Origin of the sequence: Roseovarius autotrophicus (assembly GCF_018069895.1) — a bacterium.
Lineage (GTDB): Bacteria > Pseudomonadota > Alphaproteobacteria > Rhodobacterales > Rhodobacteraceae > Roseovarius > Roseovarius autotrophicus.
Map to the genome: position 1 here is coordinate 95,491 of NZ_JAGQDH010000004.1, position 17,271 is coordinate 112,761.

The window sequence follows — 17,271 nt, forward strand, 5'->3', positions numbered from 1 at the left end:
TGAAATCCTCTCTCGTGCAACCTCTGGCGGCATGATGGGAGGAGACATCATGCCGGAATTTCTCGACCACCTGCCCGAGGGCACCGCTGCCGATCTCGCCGATACGCTCGACCGGCTCGCGGGGTTCGGTGTAGCGCTCGCCCGGCGCATCGCGCGCGGCGGGCTTGATGAGGCGCTCGACACGGCGCAGGGCAGCAATGCCGATGGCGACACGCAAAAAGCACTCGACGTGATCGCCGACGACATGGCGCGCGCCGCACTCGATGGCGGGGCGGTGCGCTATCTGGCCTCGGAGGAACAGGAAGAGGTGGTGACGCTCGGCGCGGGCACGCTCGCGCTGGTGATCGACCCGCTGGACGGGTCGTCCAACATCGAAACCAACGTGTCGGTGGGCACGATCTTTGGCGTCTACCCCGCCGCCGATACGCCAGAGGCCAGCGTGCTGCGGCCATCGCGCGAGTTGCTTGCCGCCGGCTATGTGATCTACGGTCCGCAATGCTGCCTGATACTTCGGGTGGGCGAGGGCGGCGTCCTGAAATATGTCCTCGATCCTGAAACCGGGCGGTTCCGCTCTCTGGGCGAGATCGCCGCCATTCCGACCGAATCCTCGGAATACGCGATCAACGCCTCGAACTACCGCCACTGGCCAGCCCCGATCCGAGCCTATATCGACGACCGCGTGGCCGGAACCGAAGGCCCGCTGGGCCACGATTTCAACATGCGCTGGATCGCCTCTCTGGTGGCCGAAGCACATCGCGTCCTGACGCGGGGCGGCATCTTTCTCTACCCTGGCGACAGCCGAAAAGGCTATGCGCAGGGGCGGTTGCGGTTGGTTTATGAATGCGGCCCCATCGGCCACCTGATCGAAGGCGCAGGCGGGCGCGCAAGCGACGGCACCCTGCCCATCCGCGACCGCCAGCCCCGGAGCCTGCACGCGCGCACGCCCTTCGTCTTTGGCAGCGCGAACAAGGTCGCGCGCGTAGCCACCTATCACGACCTGCCCGAATCCGAGGTCTCGGCGCTTTTTGGCAGCCGTGGCCTGTTTCGCAGCTAAGCCCTGGAGAGAGCGACATGAGTAATATCTACCCGATCATTTCCGTCGTCGGCTCCTCGGGGGCGGGGACATCGACCGTCAAGAGCACATTCGAGCATATTTTCCGCCGCGAGGGCGTCAGCGCCGTCTCGATCGAGGGCGACGCCTTTCATCGCTACAACCGCGCCGACATGAAGGCGGAATTGCTGCGCCGCTATGCCGAAGGGGATCAGACGTTTTCGCATTTCTCTTATGAAGCCAACGAGTTGGGCGAGCTGGAGCGGGTCTTTCGCGAGTTCGGCGAAACCGGCAAAGGCCGCACGCGCCACTACATCCACGACGCGGAAGAGGCCGAACGCCACGGTGTGCCGCCGGGCGAATTCACCGCCTGGACGCCCTTTGAGGACGGCGCGGACCTGCTGTTCTACGAGGGGCTGCACGGCTGTGTGGTCAATGACACGGTGAATCTTCCGGCACTGGCCGATCTCAAGATCGGGGTGGTGCCGGTGATCAACCTCGAATGGATCCAGAAGATCCACCGCGACCGCGAGGCGCGCGGCTATTCCACCGAGGCCGTCACCGATACGATCCTGCGCCGGATGCACGCCTATGTGACCTGCATCTGCCCGCAGTTCACCGAAACCGACATCAACTTTCAGCGCGTGCCGGTGGTCGACACCTCGAACCCGTTCATCGCCCGCTGGATCCCCACCCCCGACGAAAGCCTTGTCGTTATCCGCTTCAAGAACCCGCGCGGCATCGACTTTCCCTATCTCACCTCGATGATCCAGGGCTCGTGGATGACGCGCGCCAATTCCATCGTCATTCCCGGCAACAAGCAGGACCTGGCGATGCAACTCATCCTGACCCCGCTCATCGAGCGGCTGGTCTCTACCGCGCGCAAGCTGCGCTGAGAGGAGGTTTTCCTATGAACGCCGCCGTCAAACCCGCCGACGAGCGCCAGATGGCCAATGCCATTCGCGCGCTGGCCATGGATGCGGTGCAGGCCGCCAATTCCGGCCATCCCGGTATGCCAATGGGCATGGCCGATGTGGCGGCCGTGCTCTTCAACCGCTTCATCACGCTCGATCCCGCCGATGACAGGTGGCCCAACCGCGACCGCTTCGTGCTCTCGGCGGGGCATGGCTCGATGCTGCTTTACGCGATCAATCACCTGCTGGGCTATGATGACATGGGCATGGAACAGATCCGGGCCTTTCGCCAGTTGGGCGCGCGCACGGCGGGGCACCCGGAATATGGCCATGCCAAGGGCATCGAGGTTACCACCGGCCCGCTTGGACAGGGCATCGCCACCGCTGTCGGCATGGCCCTCTCGGAGCGGCTGGGGAACGCGCGCTTTCCTGACCTGATCGAGCATTTCACCTGGGTGATCGCCGGCGACGGCTGCCTGATGGAAGGGATCAGCCACGAGGCGATCGACCTCGCCGGGCATCTCGGACTCGGGCGGCTCATCGTGCTCTGGGACGACAACCGCATCACCATCGACGGCGACACGGACCTGTCCACGTCCACCGATCAGCTTGCACGCTTTCGCGCGGCGGGTTGGCATGTGCTGGCCTGCGACGGCCATAACCCGGTTGAGATCGCCGATGCGATTGCCGAGGCGGCGCGCAATCCACGCCCCTCGATGATCGCGTGCCGCACCGTGATCGGCTGCGGCGCGCCCAACAAGCAGGGCGGGCATGACGTGCACGGCGCGCCGCTCGGTGTCGAGGAAATCGCCGCCGCGCGCGCCCATCTGGGCTGGGATCATGCGCCCTTCGAGATCCCCGAGGGGGTCTATGCCGCGTGGCACCGCGTGGCCGCGCGCGGCGCGCAGGCGCGCGCCGCATGGCAGGCGCGCCTCGATGCAGCCCCCGTGCGCACCGCCTTCGAGGCGCATCTGGCGCAGGACATGGCCCCGCTTGGCGCGGCGATGGCCGCGCACAAGGCGCAGCTTCTGGCCGACCGGCCCAAGATCGCCACCCGCAAGGCCAGCGAGATGGCGCTGAACGTGGTCAATGCGGCGCTGCCCTTCACCGTCGGCGGCTCGGCCGATCTCACTGGCTCTAATCTCACCCGCTCCAAGGGGCAGGCTTCGGTGAAACCGGGCGATTTCACCGGCGCCTACATCCATTACGGCATCCGCGAGCATGGCATGGCGGCGGCGATGAACGGCATCGCGCTGTCGGGCCTCTTCCGGCCCTATGGTGGCACCTTCCTCGCCTTTGCCGATTATTGCCGCCCGGCGATCCGGCTGGCGGCGCTCATGGGTGTGCCGAGCATGTTCGTGATGACCCATGACAGCATCGGTCTGGGCGAGGACGGGCCAACCCATCAGCCGGTCGAAATCCTTGCCAGCCTGCGCGCCATCCCGAACCTCACCGTGCTGCGCCCCTGCGACGCGGTGGAAACGGCGGAGGCGTGGGAGATTGCCATGACCACGACGAACCGTCCGGTGCTGCTGGCGCTCTCGCGCCAGAACCTGCCGGTGCTGCGCGACGGCGCGGACGAGAACCTGACCGCGCGGGGGGGCTATCTGCTGCATGGTGGAAATGACCGGCAGGTGACGCTCATTGCCACCGGCTCGGAGGTGGAGATCGCCATGGACGCCGCCGATCTGCTGGCCGCTGACGGCATCGCGGCGGCGGTGGTCTCGGCCCCGTCCTTCGAGCTTTTCACGGCACAGCCCGAGGCTTACCGCCGCGCCACGCTGGGCACCGCGCCGCGCGTCGGCATCGAGGCGGCGATCCGACAGGGCTGGGACGCAGTGCTGCGGCACGACGACGGTTTTGTGGGCATGACCGGCTTTGGCGCCTCTGCCCCCGCCCCTGCCCTTTATGACCATTTCGGCATCACCGCATCGGCGGTGGCCGCCAAGGCGAAAACCCTGATCTGAGGACGGACACATGACAACCAAGGTAGCCATCAACGGATTTGGCCGAATCGGCCGCAACGTGCTGCGCGCCATCGTGGAATCGGGTCGCACCGATATCGAGGTCGTGGCGATCAACGATCTCGGCCCGGTCGAGACCAACGCCCACCTGATGCGATACGATTCCATCCACGGTCGCTTTCCCGGTGAAGTGACCACCGGTGAGGACTGGATCGACGTGGGCCGGGGCCGGATCCGCGTCACCGCCATCCGCAACCCCGAGGATCTGCCCTGGCGCGACGTGGATATCGCCATGGAATGCACCGGCATCTTCACCGCCCGCGACAAGGCGGCGCTGCACCTGAAAAACGGCTCCAAGCGCGTGCTGGTCTCGGCCCCCGCCGAGGGCGCGGACAAAACCATCGTTTTTGGCGTCAACGAGGGCGCGCTGACGGCGGGCGATCTTATCGTCTCGAACGCGTCCTGCACCACCAATTGCCTTAGCCCCGTGGCCAAGGCGCTCAACGACGCCATCGGCATCACGCGCGGCTTCATGACCACGATCCACAGCTACACCGGCGATCAACCGACGCTCGACACCATGCACAAGGACCTTTACCGCGCGCGGGCCGCGGGCCTCTCGATGATCCCGACCTCGACCGGCGCGGCCAAGGCCGTCGGTCTGGTTCTGCCTGAGCTTGCGGGTCGTCTGGACGGGTTTGCGATCCGGGTGCCGACGCCCAATGTCTCGGTGGTCGATCTGACATTCGAGGCCGCGCGCGACACCGACGCCGAAGAGATCAACGAGACGATCCGCGCCGCCGCCCAAGGGGCGATGAACGGGGTTCTGGGCTATACCGACCGGCCCAATGTCTCGTCCGATTTCAACCATGACAGCCGCTCTTCGGTCTTTCACATGGACCAGACCAAGGTAATGGAGGGGCGCATGTGCCGCATTCTGAGCTGGTATGACAACGAATGGGGGTTTTCCAACCGCATGGCGGATACTGCCGTGGCGATGGGGCGGCTGATATGATCCGCGCCGTCTGTGATATGGAGGTCGCGGGCAAGCGTCTTGTGGTGCGTGCCGATCTCAACGTGCCGATGGCCGATGGCCGGGTGTCGGACGCCACCCGCATCACCCGTTTTGCCGAAGGGATGCGCCCCCTGCTGGCGAAGGGGGCCGCGCTGGTGGTGCTGTCGCATTTCGGGCGGCCCAAGGGGCGGGTGGTGGCCGGGGCCTCGCTGCGCCATATCCGCGATGCCCTGAGCTGCGCCCTGCAATGCCCGGTGCGCTTTGCCGAACACGAGGCCGCCGCCGACGAGGCGCGCAATCTTGGTCCCGGTCAGGTGCTGCTGGTCGAGAACCTGCGCTTTGATCCGGGCGAGGAAACCAATGACGAGGGGTTTGCGCGTCACCTTGCCGAGTTGGGCGATCTCTATGTGAACGACGCGTTTTCCTGCGCGCACCGGGCGCACGCCTCGACCGAGGCGCTGGCGCGGCTCCTGCCCGCCGCCGCCGGGCCGCTGATGATGGAGGAACTGACCGCGCTGCAAACCGCGCTTGAGGCCCCGACGCGACCCTCGGTGGCGATCGTCGGAGGCGCCAAGGTCTCGACCAAGATCGCCGTTCTGAAGAACCTCGTGCAAAAGCTCGATCACGTCATCGTCGGCGGCGGCATGGCCAACACGTTTCTGTTCGCGCAGGGCGCACCCATGGGAAAATCGCTGCATGAGGCGGATCAGATCCGCACCGTGGCCGAGATCATTGCGTTGGCCGAAAAGGCAGGCTGCGCCATCCACCTGCCCGTCGATGTCGTGGTAGCGCGCGCGTTCCGCGCCGGGGCCGAGGCGCAGACCCTGCCCGCCAATGCCTGCCCCGAGGATGCGATGATCCTCGACGCGGGGCCGGACGCGGTGGCCGATTTCACCCGCGTTCTGGAAGGCGCGCGGACGATCCTGTGGAACGGCCCGCTTGGCGCGTTCGAGATTGCGCCCTTTGACGCCGCCACCGTTGCGCTCGCGCGTGTCGCCGCAGAGCTGACGCGCGGCGGCACTGTGGTCAGTGTCGCGGGCGGGGGCGATACCGTGGCCGCGCTCAACGCGGCCGGAGTGGCCGACCGCTTCACCTATGTTTCCAGCGCCGGTGGCGCGTTTCTCGAATGGCTCGAAGGCCGCACCCTGCCGGGCGTGGCCGCCCTCCTGCAAGACGAAAAGGTTTGACCCATGGCACTCATCACCCTTCGCCAGCTTCTCGATCACGCCGCCGAACAGGGCTATGGCGTGCCCGCCTTCAACATCAACAACATGGAACAGGGCCTTGCCATCCTGCGCGCGGCGGCGAAATGCGACGCGCCGGTGATTCTTCAGGCCAGCCGTGGCGCGCGCGCCTATGCGGGTGACATCATGCTGCGCCACATGATCGCGGCGCTTGTCGAGATGTATCCCGCCATCCCGATCTGCATGCATCAGGACCACGGCAACAACGAGGCGACCTGCCTTTCGGCCATCCGACACGGCTTTACCTCCGTGATGATGGACGGCTCTCTGGAAGAGGACATGAAAACCCCGGCCTCCTGGGACTACAACGTCGCCATCACCGAGCGCGTGGCGCGCATGGCGCATTGGGTGGGCGCATCGGTCGAGGGGGAATTGGGTGTTCTGGGCAGTCTGGAGACCGGCAAGGCGGCGGAAGAGGACGGATCGGGCGCGGCGGGCACGCTCAGCCACGATCAGCTTCTGACCGATCCAGACGAGGCGGCGGAGTTCGTGCGGCTGACCAAGGTGGATGCGCTCGCCATCGCCTGCGGCACCAGCCACGGGGCCTACAAGTTCAGCCAGAAACCCACCGGCGAGACCTTGGCCATTTCGCGGATCGAGGCAATCCACGCCAAGATCCCGCATGTGCATCTGGTCATGCACGGATCAAGTTCCGTGCCGCAATACCTTCAGGATCTGATCAACGCGCATGGCGGCGAGATGCCCCAGACCTATGGTGTGCCGGTAGAGGAGATCGAGCGCGGCATCCGCTCGGGCGTGCGGAAGGTCAATATCGACACCGACAACCGCATGGCCATCACCGGGCAATTCCGCAAGGTGGCGATGACCAACCCCACCGAGTTCGATCCGCGCAAGTTCACCATTCCCGCGATGGAGGAGATGCAGGCGCTGTGTCTGGACCGGTTCGAGCGGTTCGGCACCGCCGGTCAGGCCAGCAGGATCAAGGTCATTCCGCTCGACGACATGGCGCGCCGCTACGCCGACGGGGCGCTCTGATGCGGCGCAGGATCGTGGCGGGAAACTGGAAGATGAACGGGACGGTGGCCGATCTGGCCACAGTCGCGGAAATCTCGACCGCCGCGAAAACCGCCGCCTGCGAGGTGGTGCTCTGCCTGCCCGCGACGCTCATTCGTTCGGCACGCAACCTTGTCGGTATGGAGATCGGCGGGCAGGACTGTCACGCGCGCGCCGAGGGCGCGCACACGGGTGACATTTCCGCGCCGATGCTGCGCAACGCGGGCGCAGGCTGGGTGATATTGGGCCATTCCGAGCGCCGCCGGGATCACGCCGAGATCGACGCACAGGTTGCCGCCAAGGTGCTGGCCGCGTGGGAGGCAGGGTTGACCGTGATCCTGTGCATCGGCGAAACCGAAGCGCAGTATCGCGCGGGCGAGACGCTCGGCGTGCTGGCGGCGCAGATCGCCGGATCGCTGCCCGAAGGGGCCACGCCCGCCAACACTATGATCGCCTATGAGCCGGTCTGGGCCATCGGCACCGGCCTGACACCCTCTTCCGACGAGATCACGCGCGCGCATGCCTTTATCCGCGCGCGCCTGCCCGACCCGGCGCTGTCGATCCTCTATGGCGGTTCGGTCGGCCCGGCCAACGCGGCCGCGATCCTCGCATTGCGGGGCGTGGACGGTGCACTGGTCGGCGGCGCCTCGCTCGCATCCGAGACGTTCATCCCCCTCATCCACGCCATGGAGGCTGCTCATGCCTGACCGTTCCATCAAGATCGCGCCCTCGATCCTGTCGGCCGATTTCGCCGATTTCGGGCGCGAGATTCAGGCGATCGAGGCCCAGGGGGCCGATTGGGTCCATGTCGATGTGATGGACGGACATTTTGTGCCCAACCTCACCTTTGGCCCGCCTGCCGTCGCCGCTTTTCGCCGCCATGTGACGACCGTGATGGATGTGCACCTGATGATCGCGCCGGTCGATCCCTATATCGACGCCTATGCACAGGCCGGGGCCGATATTCTTACCGCCCATGTCGAGGCCGGGCCGCATATCCACCGCACCTTGCAGGCCATTCGCGGCGCGGGGATGAAGGCGGGGGTGGCGCTCAACCCGGCGACGCCCGCCGAAGCGATCGCGCATCTTCTCGACATGGTGGACCTTGTTTGCGTGATGACGGTCAATCCCGGCTTTGGCGGACAGAGCTTCATCGACATGACCACCAAGGTGCGCGCCTTGCGCGCCATGATCGGCGACCGCCCCATCCATATCGAGATCGACGGCGGCGTGACCCCAGCGACCGCGCCTCTGGTCGTCGCGGCCGGGGCCGATGTGCTGGTCGCCGGTTCGGCGGTGTTCAAGGGCGGCAGCGTAGCCAACCCCGGCCCCTATGGCGATAATATCCGCGCCATCCGTGCGGCGGCAGAGGCGGCGACCCGTGGTTGAAGCGCTGATATTCGACGTGGACGGCACGCTGGCCGAGACCGAGGAACTGCACCGCCGCGCCTTCAACGAGACCTTTGCCGAGCAGGGTCTCGACTGGCACTGGAGCCGCGACGATTACGCGCGGCTTCTCAGAACCACCGGCGGCAAGGAGCGCATTGCCGCCTTCATGGCCGAGATCGGTGTTGAGGGGGTCGATATCCCCGCGCTCCACGCCGCCAAGACGGTGCGTTACACCACATTGATGTCCGAAGGCGCAATGCGCCTGCGCCCCGGCGTCGCGACCCTTGTCGAGCGCGCGCGCGACAGGGGCCAGCGCCTTGCCATCGCCACCACCACCAGCCGCCCCAATGTCGAGGCGCTAAGCCTTGCCTGTTTCGCCCGCCCTGCAGCGCAAGTATTCGACGTGATCGCCGCCGGTGACGAGGTGGCGGCGAAGAAACCCGCCCCCGATGTCTACCATCTGGCGCTTGACCGGCTGGGCCTTGCGCCCGGCGCCTGCATCGCATTCGAGGACAGCCGCAACGGGCTTTTGTCTGCCTTGGGCGCGGGACTTGGCGTGATCGTCACGCCCTCGGCCTATACGGCGGGCGAGGATTTCACAGGGGCGGCTCGTATCCTGCCCGATCTCACTCATTTCACGGAGTAGCCCATGCGCCGCGCCATCGTCTTTGATCTCGACGGCACGCTGGTGGACAGCGCGCCCGACATCGCCGCCGCCGCCAATCGCGTGCTTTCGGAGATGGATCACGCGCCCCTTCCGGTGCCTCTGCTCACATCCTTCATCGGCCATGGTATTCCTCGCCTCGTGGGCCGGGTGATCGAGCACCTGACGCTCGATCCCGCGCAACACAAGGCGATGACCACGCGGATGCTCGCGCATTACACCGAGCGCCCCGCCGACCTCACCCGGCCCTATCCCGGCGTGTTCGCGGCGCTTGAGGCGCTGCGCGACACGGGCCATGTCATGGGGGTTTGCACCAACAAGTATCGCGGCCTTTCGGTGCAGGTGCTTGACGCGCTCGGCCTCTCGGCCTTCTTCGAGGTGGTGATCGGCGGCGACTGCCTGCCGCAGAAAAAGCCCGACCCCGCCCCGCTCCGTGCCGCCTTTGCGGCGCTCGATGCCACCCCGCTTCTCTATGTCGGCGACAGCGAGGTGGATGCCGAGACCGCCCACGCCATCGACCTGCCCTTTGGTCTGCATACCGGCGGCTATCGCAGCACGCCGGTCGAGGACCTGCCACACAGTTTTGCCTTCGACCATTTTTCGTCGCTGTCAGGCCTTGTGGGCGCTTTGCCCGGCAGGGAACACAACCCGCTGACACACCGCCCAGCTGTCCCGACTCGTCCAGGATAAGACCCTTTCCCCGCAATCGAGTAAGCCGCGCCCGAAGCGGATGTGACGATCTGCAACCTGTTTCAGCACTGGAATCGAGTGTGGGAAAAACGGTGGGACAAAACGACAGGAGCCGAAAAATCGTCTTAACAGCAACAACCAGATTGTTGATTTGGTGGAGCCGAGGGGGATCGAACCCCTGACCTCGTCATTGCGAACGACGCGCTCTCCCAGCTGAGCTACGGCCCCGATGGCGTTTGATTTGCGCAATTTGCGCGGCAAGGTCAAGAGGGAAGCTCAACCGCCATTCACCGGCGCATTCCACAGCCTGTTGACCCCCGCCGCAATCTGCTAGACAGACCCCAAGGAGGTCTGCTGCCATGCCTGCCGCACTGTTGATCCCGCTTTATCTTTTCCTCGCCTTGCTGCCCTTGGGGCTGGCCTGGGCACAGGGGCTGCCGCCGCGCCATCTGATGGACGAACTGGCCAGCGGCGCGGGGCTGGTGGCCATGGCGATGATCCTCGCCGAATTCTTCCTGCTGGGCCGGTTCCGCAGCATCACCCGGAGGGCGGGATCGGATGTGGTGATGCGTGCGCATCAACTTCTGGCACGGGCGGCCCTGGTGCTGGTGGTGCTGCACCCGGTGCTCTACGTTTCGCCCATGGTACCGCCGCCGGTCTGGGACGTGACCGCGCAAGGCGCGCTCAACTATGGCTGGACGGGGTTGTGGCCCGGAATCGCGGCGCTTCTGCTTTTGGGCGGGCTGGTCGCCATGGCCATCGGGCGTGACATCTGCGGCCTGCGATACGAGGTCTGGCGGCTTTTGCACGGGCTGGGCGCGGTGCTGGTGGCGGGGTTCGGCGTTCTCCACGCGCTACGCGCCGGACGCTACAGCGCCGATCCCGTGCTCGGCTGGGTCTGGCTGGCGCTGCTCACGCTGGCGCTGGCGGCACTGGCCTGGGTCTATGTGCTGGCGCCGCTGCGCCGCTGGCGCAGGCCCTGGCGTGTCGCGGCAATCCGCCCCGCCGCCACGCGCACTTGGACGGTGACGCTCGACCCCGCGTTTGACGGCGGGCTGGATTACCGGGCCGGACAGTTTGCCTGGGTCAATATCGGGCGCGGGGTATTCTCGCTCGACGAGAACCCGTTTTCGGTCAGTTCTGCCCCCGCCTCAGGGCAGGAGGTGGAATTCATCATCAAGGAACTGGGTGATTTCACGGGCACCATCGGTCAGATCCGCCCCGGCACACGCGCCTGGCTCGAGGCGCCGCATGGCCATCTCACCCATTCGGACCACCCCGACGCCCCCGGAATCGCGCTGATCGCCGGCGGCGTGGGCATTGCCCCGCTGATCGGTATCCTGCGCGAGATGGAGGCAACAAGCGACACGCGGCCCTGCGTGCTGCTTTACGGCAACCGGACCGAGGCCCAGATCGTCGCCCGGGACGAGCTTGACCGGATCGGTGCCCGCGCGGGCACCGAGATCGTCCATGTCCTGTCCGAACCGCCCGAGGACTGGACCGGGGCAACCGGACTGATCGATGCCGATCTGCTGCGGGCAAGGTTCGCGGATCCGTCGCGGCACGACTGGCTGTATGTCCTGTGTGGTCCACCGCCGATGATGCGCGCGGTCGAGGACGCGCTGCTCGCGCTCAGCATCCCGTCCCGGCGCATCCTCTCGGAGCAGTTCGTCTATGATTGACCGGTTTTCATCCCTGCCCACCCGGCACCGTATCCGGCTGGCCGTCGCGCTCATCCTCGCGGTTCTGGCGCTTGCGATCCTGGGCTTCGCGCTGCGCGCGGGCTGAGGCGATGGCCGCGCCGCTCAGAGCGCGGGGCGCAGCACATGCCCCGCATAGGCGCGCGCCAGCCGCTCCACCGCCTGTTCGGGTGGCATCTCCTCGCTTTCGCCCGTCCGCCGCGAGGTCAGTTCCACCACCCCGTTCTTCAGGCCGCGCGGTCCGACGGTGATCCGCCATGGCAGGCCGATGAGGTCCATGGTGGCAAACTTGCCCCCCGCGCGTTCGTCGCGGTCATCGTAGAGCGGTTCCATCCCAAGCGCCTGAAGCGACGCGTAAACAGACTCGCAGGCGGCGTCGGCCTGCGCATCGCCCTGCTTGAGATTGACGATGCCCGCATGAAAAGGTGTCACGCCCTCGGGCCAGATGATGCCGCGCTCGTCATGGCTGGCCTCGATGATCGCGCCGACAAGGCGGCTCACCCCGATGCCGTGGCTGCCCATGTGGACGGGCACCGGCTTGCCGTCTGGGCCCTGCACGGTCGCGCCCATCGGTTCGGAATACTTGGTGCCAAAATAAAAGATCTGCCCCACCTCGATGCCGCGCGCGACGCGCCGGCGCTCTTCGGGGATCGCGTTGAACAGCGCCTCGTCATGGGTCTCGTCGGTGCGGGCATAGCGCGAGGTGAACTCTTCCAGCACCGCCCGGCATTGCACCGGGTCGTCATAGTCGATGGCGCGGTCACCAAAGCGCAGATCGGTGATGGCACTGTCATAAAACACCTCAGATTCGCCGGTCTCGGCCAGAACGAGGAATTCATGGGTGTCATCGCCGCCTATGGGACCGGAATCCGCGCGCATCGGGATCGCCTGAAGGCCCATCCGTTCGTAGGTGCGCAGGTAGCTGACAAGGTGGCGGTTGTAGCTGTGCAGCGCGTCCTCCTTGGTCAGGTCGAAATTGTAGCCGTCCTTCATCAGGAATTCGCGCCCCCGCATGACGCCAAAGCGCGGGCGCACCTCGTCGCGGAACTTCCACTGGATATGGTAGAGCGTCAGCGGCAGGTCGCGGTAGCTGCCGACATGGGAGCGGAAGATGTCGGTGATCAGTTCCTCATTGGTCGGACCATAAAGCATGTCGCGGTCGTGGCGGTCCCTGATCCGCAGCATTTCCGCGCCGTAATCGTCATAGCGGCCGCTCTCGCGCCACAGATCGGCCGATTGCAGCGTCGGCATGAGCATCGGGATATGGCCCGCGCGCACCTGCTCCTCGTGCACGATGTTTTCCAGCTTGCGAAGCACCTTGAAGCCCATAGGCAACCACGAATAGATCCCGGCGCTCGCCTGCTTGATGAGCCCTGCGCGCAGCATCAGGCGATGCGACGCGATCTGCGCCTCGGCGGGGGTTTCCTTGAGAACAGGCAGGAAATAGCGGCTCAGACGCATGGGTGGGCCTTTCGCGTGGGGCTGAATATCGCGCAGGTTCTAGACGGGAACGCAAGGCGGGGCAAGGCGGCGCGACATCGCTTGCCGGCAAGGGCGCACAACGCGTTTCCCCTTGAAAGCCACGCCGTCAGAGGCGAGATAGGCCAAGGCGAAAAGGAGCGTGCGCATGGCCCTGCCGGTCCGGGATCAGGTGAAGTACTGGAGCCTCACGGCAGCGGCTGGTCTGGCCATGCTGTGGGTTCTGGGCGATGTGATCCTGCCCTTCGTGCTCGGCGCGGCGGTGGCCTATTTCCTCGATCCCATCGCCGACCGGCTGGAGCGGATGGGGCTGGGGCGGCTCTGGGCGGTGGTGGTGATCGTGGTGCTTGGCCTGATGGCGATGACGGTGCTGGCGCTTCTGGTGGTGCCGATGCTGGTGCAGCAGGCGGCCGCCCTCTTCAACACCGCGCCCCAGCTTGTCGCACGGCTGCAAGGCTTTCTGTTCGAGCACTTCCCGCAACTGGATCAGGCGGATTCGGCGCTGCGCCAGTCGCTGGCCGGTGTGGGAGAGACGATCCGCGAGCGCGGCGCGCAGCTTATCCAGACGCTGCTTACCTCGGCGGCGTCGCTGCTCAATATCGTGGTGCTGCTGATCGTGGCCCCGGTCGTCGCGTTCTACCTGCTCTATGACTGGGACCGGATGCTGGCCAGTATCGACGATCTGTTGCCACGAGATCATGCCCCCGTCATTCGCCGCCTTGCGCGTGAGATCGACGCGACGCTGGCGGGCTTTATCCGGGGCATGGGCACGGTCTGCCTGATCATGGCCACCTATTACGGGCTGGGGCTGATGGCGGTGGGGTTGCAATTCGGGTTGGCGGTCGGGGTGTTCGCGGGGCTGATCACCTTTATCCCCTATCTGGGTGCGATCCTGGGCGGGATCGTGGCAATCGGCCTTGCGCTCTTTCAGTTCTGGGGTGACTGGCTCAGCGTCGGGCTGGTTGCCGCCGTCTTTGGCGCTGGCCAGATGTTCGAGAGCAATTTCATGACGCCCCGCCTTGTCGGAAGGTCGGTCGGGCTGCATCCGGTCTGGGTGCTGTTCGCCCTGTCGGTCTTTGGCGCGCTCTTTGGCCTTGTGGGCTTTCTGGTGGCGGTGCCGATGGCCGCGGCCATCGGCGTGATCGCGCGGTTCGGCATCGCCGAATACAAGCAGAGCCGCCTCTATCGCGGGCTGGACGGGGAACGGGACAAGCGATGAGCGCACGACAACTGAGCTTTGATCTGCCCGTGCGCACAGCGCTGGGGCGCGAGGATTTCTTCGTCTCGCCCGTCAACGCGCAGGCGGTGGCGCTGATCGAGGGCTGGCGCGACTGGCCCGCGCGAAAGCTGATGCTGGCGGGGCCGGGCGGTGCGGGCAAGACCCATCTGGCACATGTCTGGGCCGGGCTTTCGGACGCGCGTATCGTGATGGCAGAGGCGCTGGTGCAGGCGGATATTCCGGCACTCGCCGCTGGCCCGGTGGTGGTCGAGGATGCCCACGCAATCGCCCGCGACCGCCCCGCCGAGGAGGCGCTTTTCCACCTCCACAACCTCGTGCTGGCCGAAGGCTACTCGCTTTTGATCACCGCGCGCGAGGCCCCTGCCCTCTGGGGCCTTGGCCTGCCCGATCTGGCAAGCCGGATGGCGGGCACGCTCATGGCCCGGCTCGGCCCGCCCGATGATGCGCTACTGGCGGCGGTTCTTTCAAAGCTCTTTGCAGATCGGCAGATTTCGCCCTCGCCCGACACTGTGCCCTATCTGGCGCGGCGGATCGAGCGCGCCTTTGACGCGGCACATCGCGTGGTGGCGGAGCTTGACGCGCGCGCGCTGGCCGAAGGGCGCGCGATCACCCGTGCCTTCGCGGCCGAGGTGCTGGACAACCCCGCGCTTTGAGGTCACTTTTGGCGTCATGCAACCGTTACACGCCGTCGCCATAAGGCCGTCATGACCCTAGCCGATTTCCTCAAGCACCCTGCCCCGGAACCCGTCGAGCTGACCGATCTTGACATCACTGGTCCGGGCCGGTTCTTCAACCGCGAACTCAGTTGGCTCGGTTTCAACTGGCGGGTGCTGGAAGAGGCGCAGAACCCCCGCGTGCCGCTGCTGGAGCGGCTTCGCTTCCTGTCGATATCGGCCACCAATCTCGACGAATTCTACAATGTGCGGGTGGCTGGTCTGCGCGAGTTGGCCAAGGCGGGCAACACCACCCCCGCCGCCGACGGGCTCAGCCCTGCCGAACAGCTTGTGCTGATCAACGAGAACGCCCGCAAGCTGCTGGAATCACAGCAGGCGACCTTCGAGACCCTGCGCGCCGAGATGGAGGACGAGCGGATCTCGATCCTGACCCATGAGGCGCTCGACGAGGCCGACCGCGCCCATCTTGCCAAGGTGTTCCTTCACAAGGTGTTTCCGGTGCTGTCGCCTCTGGCGATCGATCCGGCGCACCCGTTCCCCTTCATTCCCAACCTCGGATTTGTCCTTGCCCTGCAACTGGAGCGCAAGGCCGACCACCGCGCGCTTCAGGCGCTGTTGCCGATTCCCCAGCAGATCGACCGTTTCGTTGGCCTGCCCGCCACCGAGGGCGCGCATCGCGCGCTTCCGCTGGAGGAATTGCTGCTTTTGCACCTGAACAGCATCTTTCCCGGCTATCGCTATGTCGGCCACTGTGCCTTTCGCGTGTTGCGCGACAGCGATCTGGAAGTCGAGGAAGAGGCCGAAGACCTCGTGCGCGAATTCGAGGTCGCCTTGAAGCGTCGCCGCAGGGGCGAGGTGGTGCGCATGAAGATCACCGCCAATGCCCCCGAGGCGCTGCGCGAGGTGATCACGGAGGAACTCCATGTCCGCCCCGACGAGGTGGTGGAAGTGGAAGGCATGATCGGGCTGGCCGATCTCAAGGAACTGGTGCTTGACGCGCGTCCCGATCTTCTGTGGCCACCCTTCACCCCGCGCGTGCCCGAGCGGGTGCAGGATCATGGCGGCGACATGTTCGCCGCGATCCAGCAAAAGGACATGCTGCTGCACCACCCGTATGAGACCTTCGACATGGTGGTGCGGTTCCTGCAACAGGCGGCGCGTGATCCGAATGTGCTGGCGATCAAGCAGACGCTCTATCGCACCTCGCGCAATTCCCCCATCGTCGAGGCGCTGTGCGAAGCCGCCGAGGACGGCAAATCCGTCACCGCGCTGGTGGAGTTGAAGGCGCGGTTCGACGAGGCCGCCAATATCCGGCAGTCGCGGCGGCTAGAGCGCGCGGGCGCGCATGTGGTCTACGGCTTTATCGACCTCAAGACCCATGCCAAGATTTCAACCGTGGTGCGCCGCGAGGGTGACAGTCTGGTGACCTATACCCATTACGGCACAGGCAACTACCATCCCATCACCGCGCGCATCTATACCGACCTGAGCTTTTTCACCTGCGATGCCGCCCTTGGCCGGGACGCCACCAAGGTGTTCAACTATCTCTCGGGCTATGCCGAGCCGGAGGGGCTGGAAAACCTCTCCATCTCGCCCAAATCGCTCAAGCCGCGCCTGCTCGAGCTGATCGCCCGCGAGGCCGATCTTGCCCGCGCCGGCAAGCCTGCCGCGATCTGGGCCAAGATGAATTCGCTGGTCGAGCCGGATGTGATCGATGCGCTTTATGCCGCCTCAGAGGCGGGGGTGAAGATCGACCTCGTGGTGCGCGGCATCTGCGGGTTGCGCCCCGGCATCAAGGGGCTGTCGTCCAACATCCGGGTCAAATCCATCATCGGGCGGTTTCTCGAACATTCGCGCATCGTCTGTTTCGGCAATGGGGCGGGGTTGCCGTCGAAAAAGGCGCGGGTGTTCATCTCTTCGGCCGACTGGATGGGGCGCAACCTCAACAGGCGGGTGGAAACGCTGATCGAGACCACCAACCCCACCGTCAAGGCGCAGATCGTCTCTCAGGTCATGGCCGCGAACATGGCAGATGTGGCGCAAAGCTGGGTCATGGCCCCCGACGGCAGCTTTCGCCGGGATCCGGTTCCTGAGGGCGCGTTTGCCTTCAACTGCCACCGGTTCTTCATGGAAAACCCCTCGCTTTCGGGCCGGGGCTCGGCGGGGGCGGCGGATGTGCCCAAACTCACCCATACCGACGATTGACCCAGCGGCATGCCTGACGCATAGACGG

Annotated in this window: 15 protein-coding genes and 1 tRNA gene; 14 read left to right on the forward strand and 2 right to left on the reverse strand. The window is 65.8% G+C overall.

Translation table 11 applies throughout. The features are described from left to right. Nucleotides 1-49 precede the first annotated feature (49 nt). Genes KAK09_RS06565 through gph form a run of 10 tightly spaced genes read left to right on the forward strand, consistent with a single transcriptional unit; the run spans nucleotide 50 to nucleotide 9,945 of the window. Nucleotides 50-1,054, forward strand: coding sequence for a class 1 fructose-bisphosphatase (locus KAK09_RS06565; RefSeq protein ID WP_210878126.1), 1,005 nt, complete (start codon nucleotides 50-52; stop codon nucleotides 1,052-1,054). A 17-nt stretch (nucleotides 1,055-1,071) separates the two neighbouring features. Further along, complete coding sequence (locus KAK09_RS06570) at nucleotides 1,072-1,947, forward strand: phosphoribulokinase (protein ID WP_210878127.1); 876 nt, start codon at nucleotides 1,072-1,074, stop codon at nucleotides 1,945-1,947. Nucleotides 1,948-1,961: 14 nt separating this feature from the next. Further along, complete coding sequence (gene tkt, locus KAK09_RS06575) at nucleotides 1,962-3,932, forward strand: transketolase (RefSeq protein ID WP_210878128.1); 1,971 nt, start codon at nucleotides 1,962-1,964, stop codon at nucleotides 3,930-3,932. A gap of 10 nt (nucleotides 3,933-3,942) precedes the next feature. Next, nucleotides 3,943-4,944 carry a type I glyceraldehyde-3-phosphate dehydrogenase gene (gene gap / locus KAK09_RS06580; RefSeq protein ID WP_210878129.1) on the forward strand — a complete coding sequence of 334 codons (1,002 nt, stop codon included), beginning with the start codon at nucleotides 3,943-3,945 and terminating at the stop codon, nucleotides 4,942-4,944. Next, on the forward strand, nucleotides 4,941-6,131 hold the full coding sequence (locus tag KAK09_RS06585) for a phosphoglycerate kinase (protein ID WP_210878130.1): 1,191 nt from the start codon (nucleotides 4,941-4,943) through the stop codon (nucleotides 6,129-6,131). The genes gap and KAK09_RS06585 overlap by 4 nt, the downstream gene beginning before the upstream one ends. Nucleotides 6,132-6,134: 3 nt before the next feature. Further along, complete coding sequence (gene fba / locus KAK09_RS06590) at nucleotides 6,135-7,184, forward strand: class II fructose-bisphosphate aldolase (RefSeq protein WP_210878131.1); 1,050 nt, start codon at nucleotides 6,135-6,137, stop codon at nucleotides 7,182-7,184. Beyond that, nucleotides 7,184-7,909, forward strand: a complete 726-nt coding sequence (gene tpiA / locus KAK09_RS06595) for a triose-phosphate isomerase (RefSeq protein WP_210878132.1) — start codon at nucleotides 7,184-7,186, stop codon at nucleotides 7,907-7,909. Before fba ends, tpiA begins: the two co-directional genes overlap by 1 nt. After that, entirely contained in the window at nucleotides 7,902-8,591 is a 690-nt protein-coding gene (gene rpe / locus KAK09_RS06600; protein ID WP_210878133.1) for a ribulose-phosphate 3-epimerase, read from the forward strand. Before tpiA ends, rpe begins: the two co-directional genes overlap by 8 nt. Further along, on the forward strand, nucleotides 8,584-9,237 hold the full coding sequence (locus KAK09_RS06605) for an HAD family hydrolase (RefSeq protein ID WP_210878134.1): 654 nt from the start codon (nucleotides 8,584-8,586) through the stop codon (nucleotides 9,235-9,237). Before rpe ends, KAK09_RS06605 begins: the two co-directional genes overlap by 8 nt. Nucleotides 9,238-9,240: 3 nt before the next feature. Then, nucleotides 9,241-9,945 carry a phosphoglycolate phosphatase gene (gph, locus tag KAK09_RS06610; protein WP_210878135.1) on the forward strand — a complete coding sequence of 235 codons (705 nt, stop codon included), beginning with the start codon at nucleotides 9,241-9,243 and terminating at the stop codon, nucleotides 9,943-9,945. 152 nt (nucleotides 9,946-10,097) lie between these two features. Here the strand turns inward: gph and KAK09_RS06615 are convergent. Then, nucleotides 10,098-10,173: transfer RNA gene (locus tag KAK09_RS06615), tRNA-Ala, on the reverse strand. A 131-nt stretch (nucleotides 10,174-10,304) separates the two neighbouring features. Here KAK09_RS06615 and KAK09_RS06620 point away from each other — a divergent pair. Further along, the gene (locus KAK09_RS06620; protein WP_210878136.1) at nucleotides 10,305-11,627 is read left to right on the forward strand and encodes a ferredoxin reductase family protein; all 1,323 of its coding nucleotides are present in this window, start codon (nucleotides 10,305-10,307) and stop codon (nucleotides 11,625-11,627) included. Between the two features lie 123 nt (nucleotides 11,628-11,750). On the opposite strand, the gene proS is transcribed toward KAK09_RS06620, so the two are convergent. Continuing rightward, nucleotides 11,751-13,106, reverse strand: coding sequence for a proline--tRNA ligase (proS, locus tag KAK09_RS06625; RefSeq protein ID WP_210878137.1), 1,356 nt, complete (start codon nucleotides 13,104-13,106; stop codon nucleotides 11,751-11,753). 166 nt (nucleotides 13,107-13,272) lie between these two features. On the opposite strand from proS, the gene KAK09_RS06630 reads away from it, so the two are divergent. Genes KAK09_RS06630 through KAK09_RS06640 form a run of 3 tightly spaced genes read left to right on the forward strand, consistent with a single transcriptional unit; the run spans nucleotide 13,273 to nucleotide 17,243 of the window. After that, the gene (locus KAK09_RS06630; protein WP_210878138.1) at nucleotides 13,273-14,343 is read left to right on the forward strand and encodes an AI-2E family transporter; all 1,071 of its coding nucleotides are present in this window, start codon (nucleotides 13,273-13,275) and stop codon (nucleotides 14,341-14,343) included. Then, nucleotides 14,340-15,017, forward strand: a complete 678-nt coding sequence (locus KAK09_RS06635) for a P-loop NTPase family protein (RefSeq protein ID WP_210878139.1) — start codon at nucleotides 14,340-14,342, stop codon at nucleotides 15,015-15,017. The genes KAK09_RS06630 and KAK09_RS06635 overlap by 4 nt, the downstream gene beginning before the upstream one ends. A 51-nt stretch (nucleotides 15,018-15,068) precedes the next feature. Beyond that, the gene (locus tag KAK09_RS06640) at nucleotides 15,069-17,243 is read left to right on the forward strand and encodes an RNA degradosome polyphosphate kinase (RefSeq protein WP_210878140.1); all 2,175 of its coding nucleotides are present in this window, start codon (nucleotides 15,069-15,071) and stop codon (nucleotides 17,241-17,243) included. Nucleotides 17,244-17,271 lie beyond the last annotated feature (28 nt).

Excerpts from the sequence above, each read along its gene's own strand:
- KAK09_RS06565 (WP_210878126.1), top strand. The coding sequence starts at position 50 with ATGCCGGAATTTCTCGACCACCTGCCCGAGGGCACCGCTGCCGATCTC.
- KAK09_RS06570 (WP_210878127.1), top strand. The coding sequence starts at position 1,072 with ATGAGTAATATCTACCCGATCATTTCCGTCGTCGGCTCCTCGGGGGCG.
- tkt (WP_210878128.1), top strand. The coding sequence starts at position 1,962 with ATGAACGCCGCCGTCAAACCCGCCGACGAGCGCCAGATGGCCAATGCC.
- gap (WP_210878129.1), top strand. The coding sequence starts at position 3,943 with ATGACAACCAAGGTAGCCATCAACGGATTTGGCCGAATCGGCCGCAAC.
- KAK09_RS06585 (WP_210878130.1), top strand. The coding sequence starts at position 4,941 with ATGATCCGCGCCGTCTGTGATATGGAGGTCGCGGGCAAGCGTCTTGTG.
- fba (WP_210878131.1), top strand. The coding sequence starts at position 6,135 with ATGGCACTCATCACCCTTCGCCAGCTTCTCGATCACGCCGCCGAACAG.
- tpiA (WP_210878132.1), top strand. The coding sequence starts at position 7,184 with ATGCGGCGCAGGATCGTGGCGGGAAACTGGAAGATGAACGGGACGGTG.
- rpe (WP_210878133.1), top strand. The coding sequence starts at position 7,902 with ATGCCTGACCGTTCCATCAAGATCGCGCCCTCGATCCTGTCGGCCGAT.
- gph (WP_210878135.1), top strand. The coding sequence starts at position 9,241 with ATGCGCCGCGCCATCGTCTTTGATCTCGACGGCACGCTGGTGGACAGC.
- KAK09_RS06620 (WP_210878136.1), top strand. The coding sequence starts at position 10,305 with ATGCCTGCCGCACTGTTGATCCCGCTTTATCTTTTCCTCGCCTTGCTG.
- proS (WP_210878137.1), bottom strand. The coding sequence starts at position 13,106 with ATGCGTCTGAGCCGCTATTTCCTGCCTGTTCTCAAGGAAACCCCCGCC.
- KAK09_RS06630 (WP_210878138.1), top strand. The coding sequence starts at position 13,273 with ATGGCCCTGCCGGTCCGGGATCAGGTGAAGTACTGGAGCCTCACGGCA.
- KAK09_RS06635 (WP_210878139.1), top strand. The coding sequence starts at position 14,340 with ATGAGCGCACGACAACTGAGCTTTGATCTGCCCGTGCGCACAGCGCTG.
- KAK09_RS06640 (WP_210878140.1), top strand. The coding sequence starts at position 15,069 with ATGACCCTAGCCGATTTCCTCAAGCACCCTGCCCCGGAACCCGTCGAG.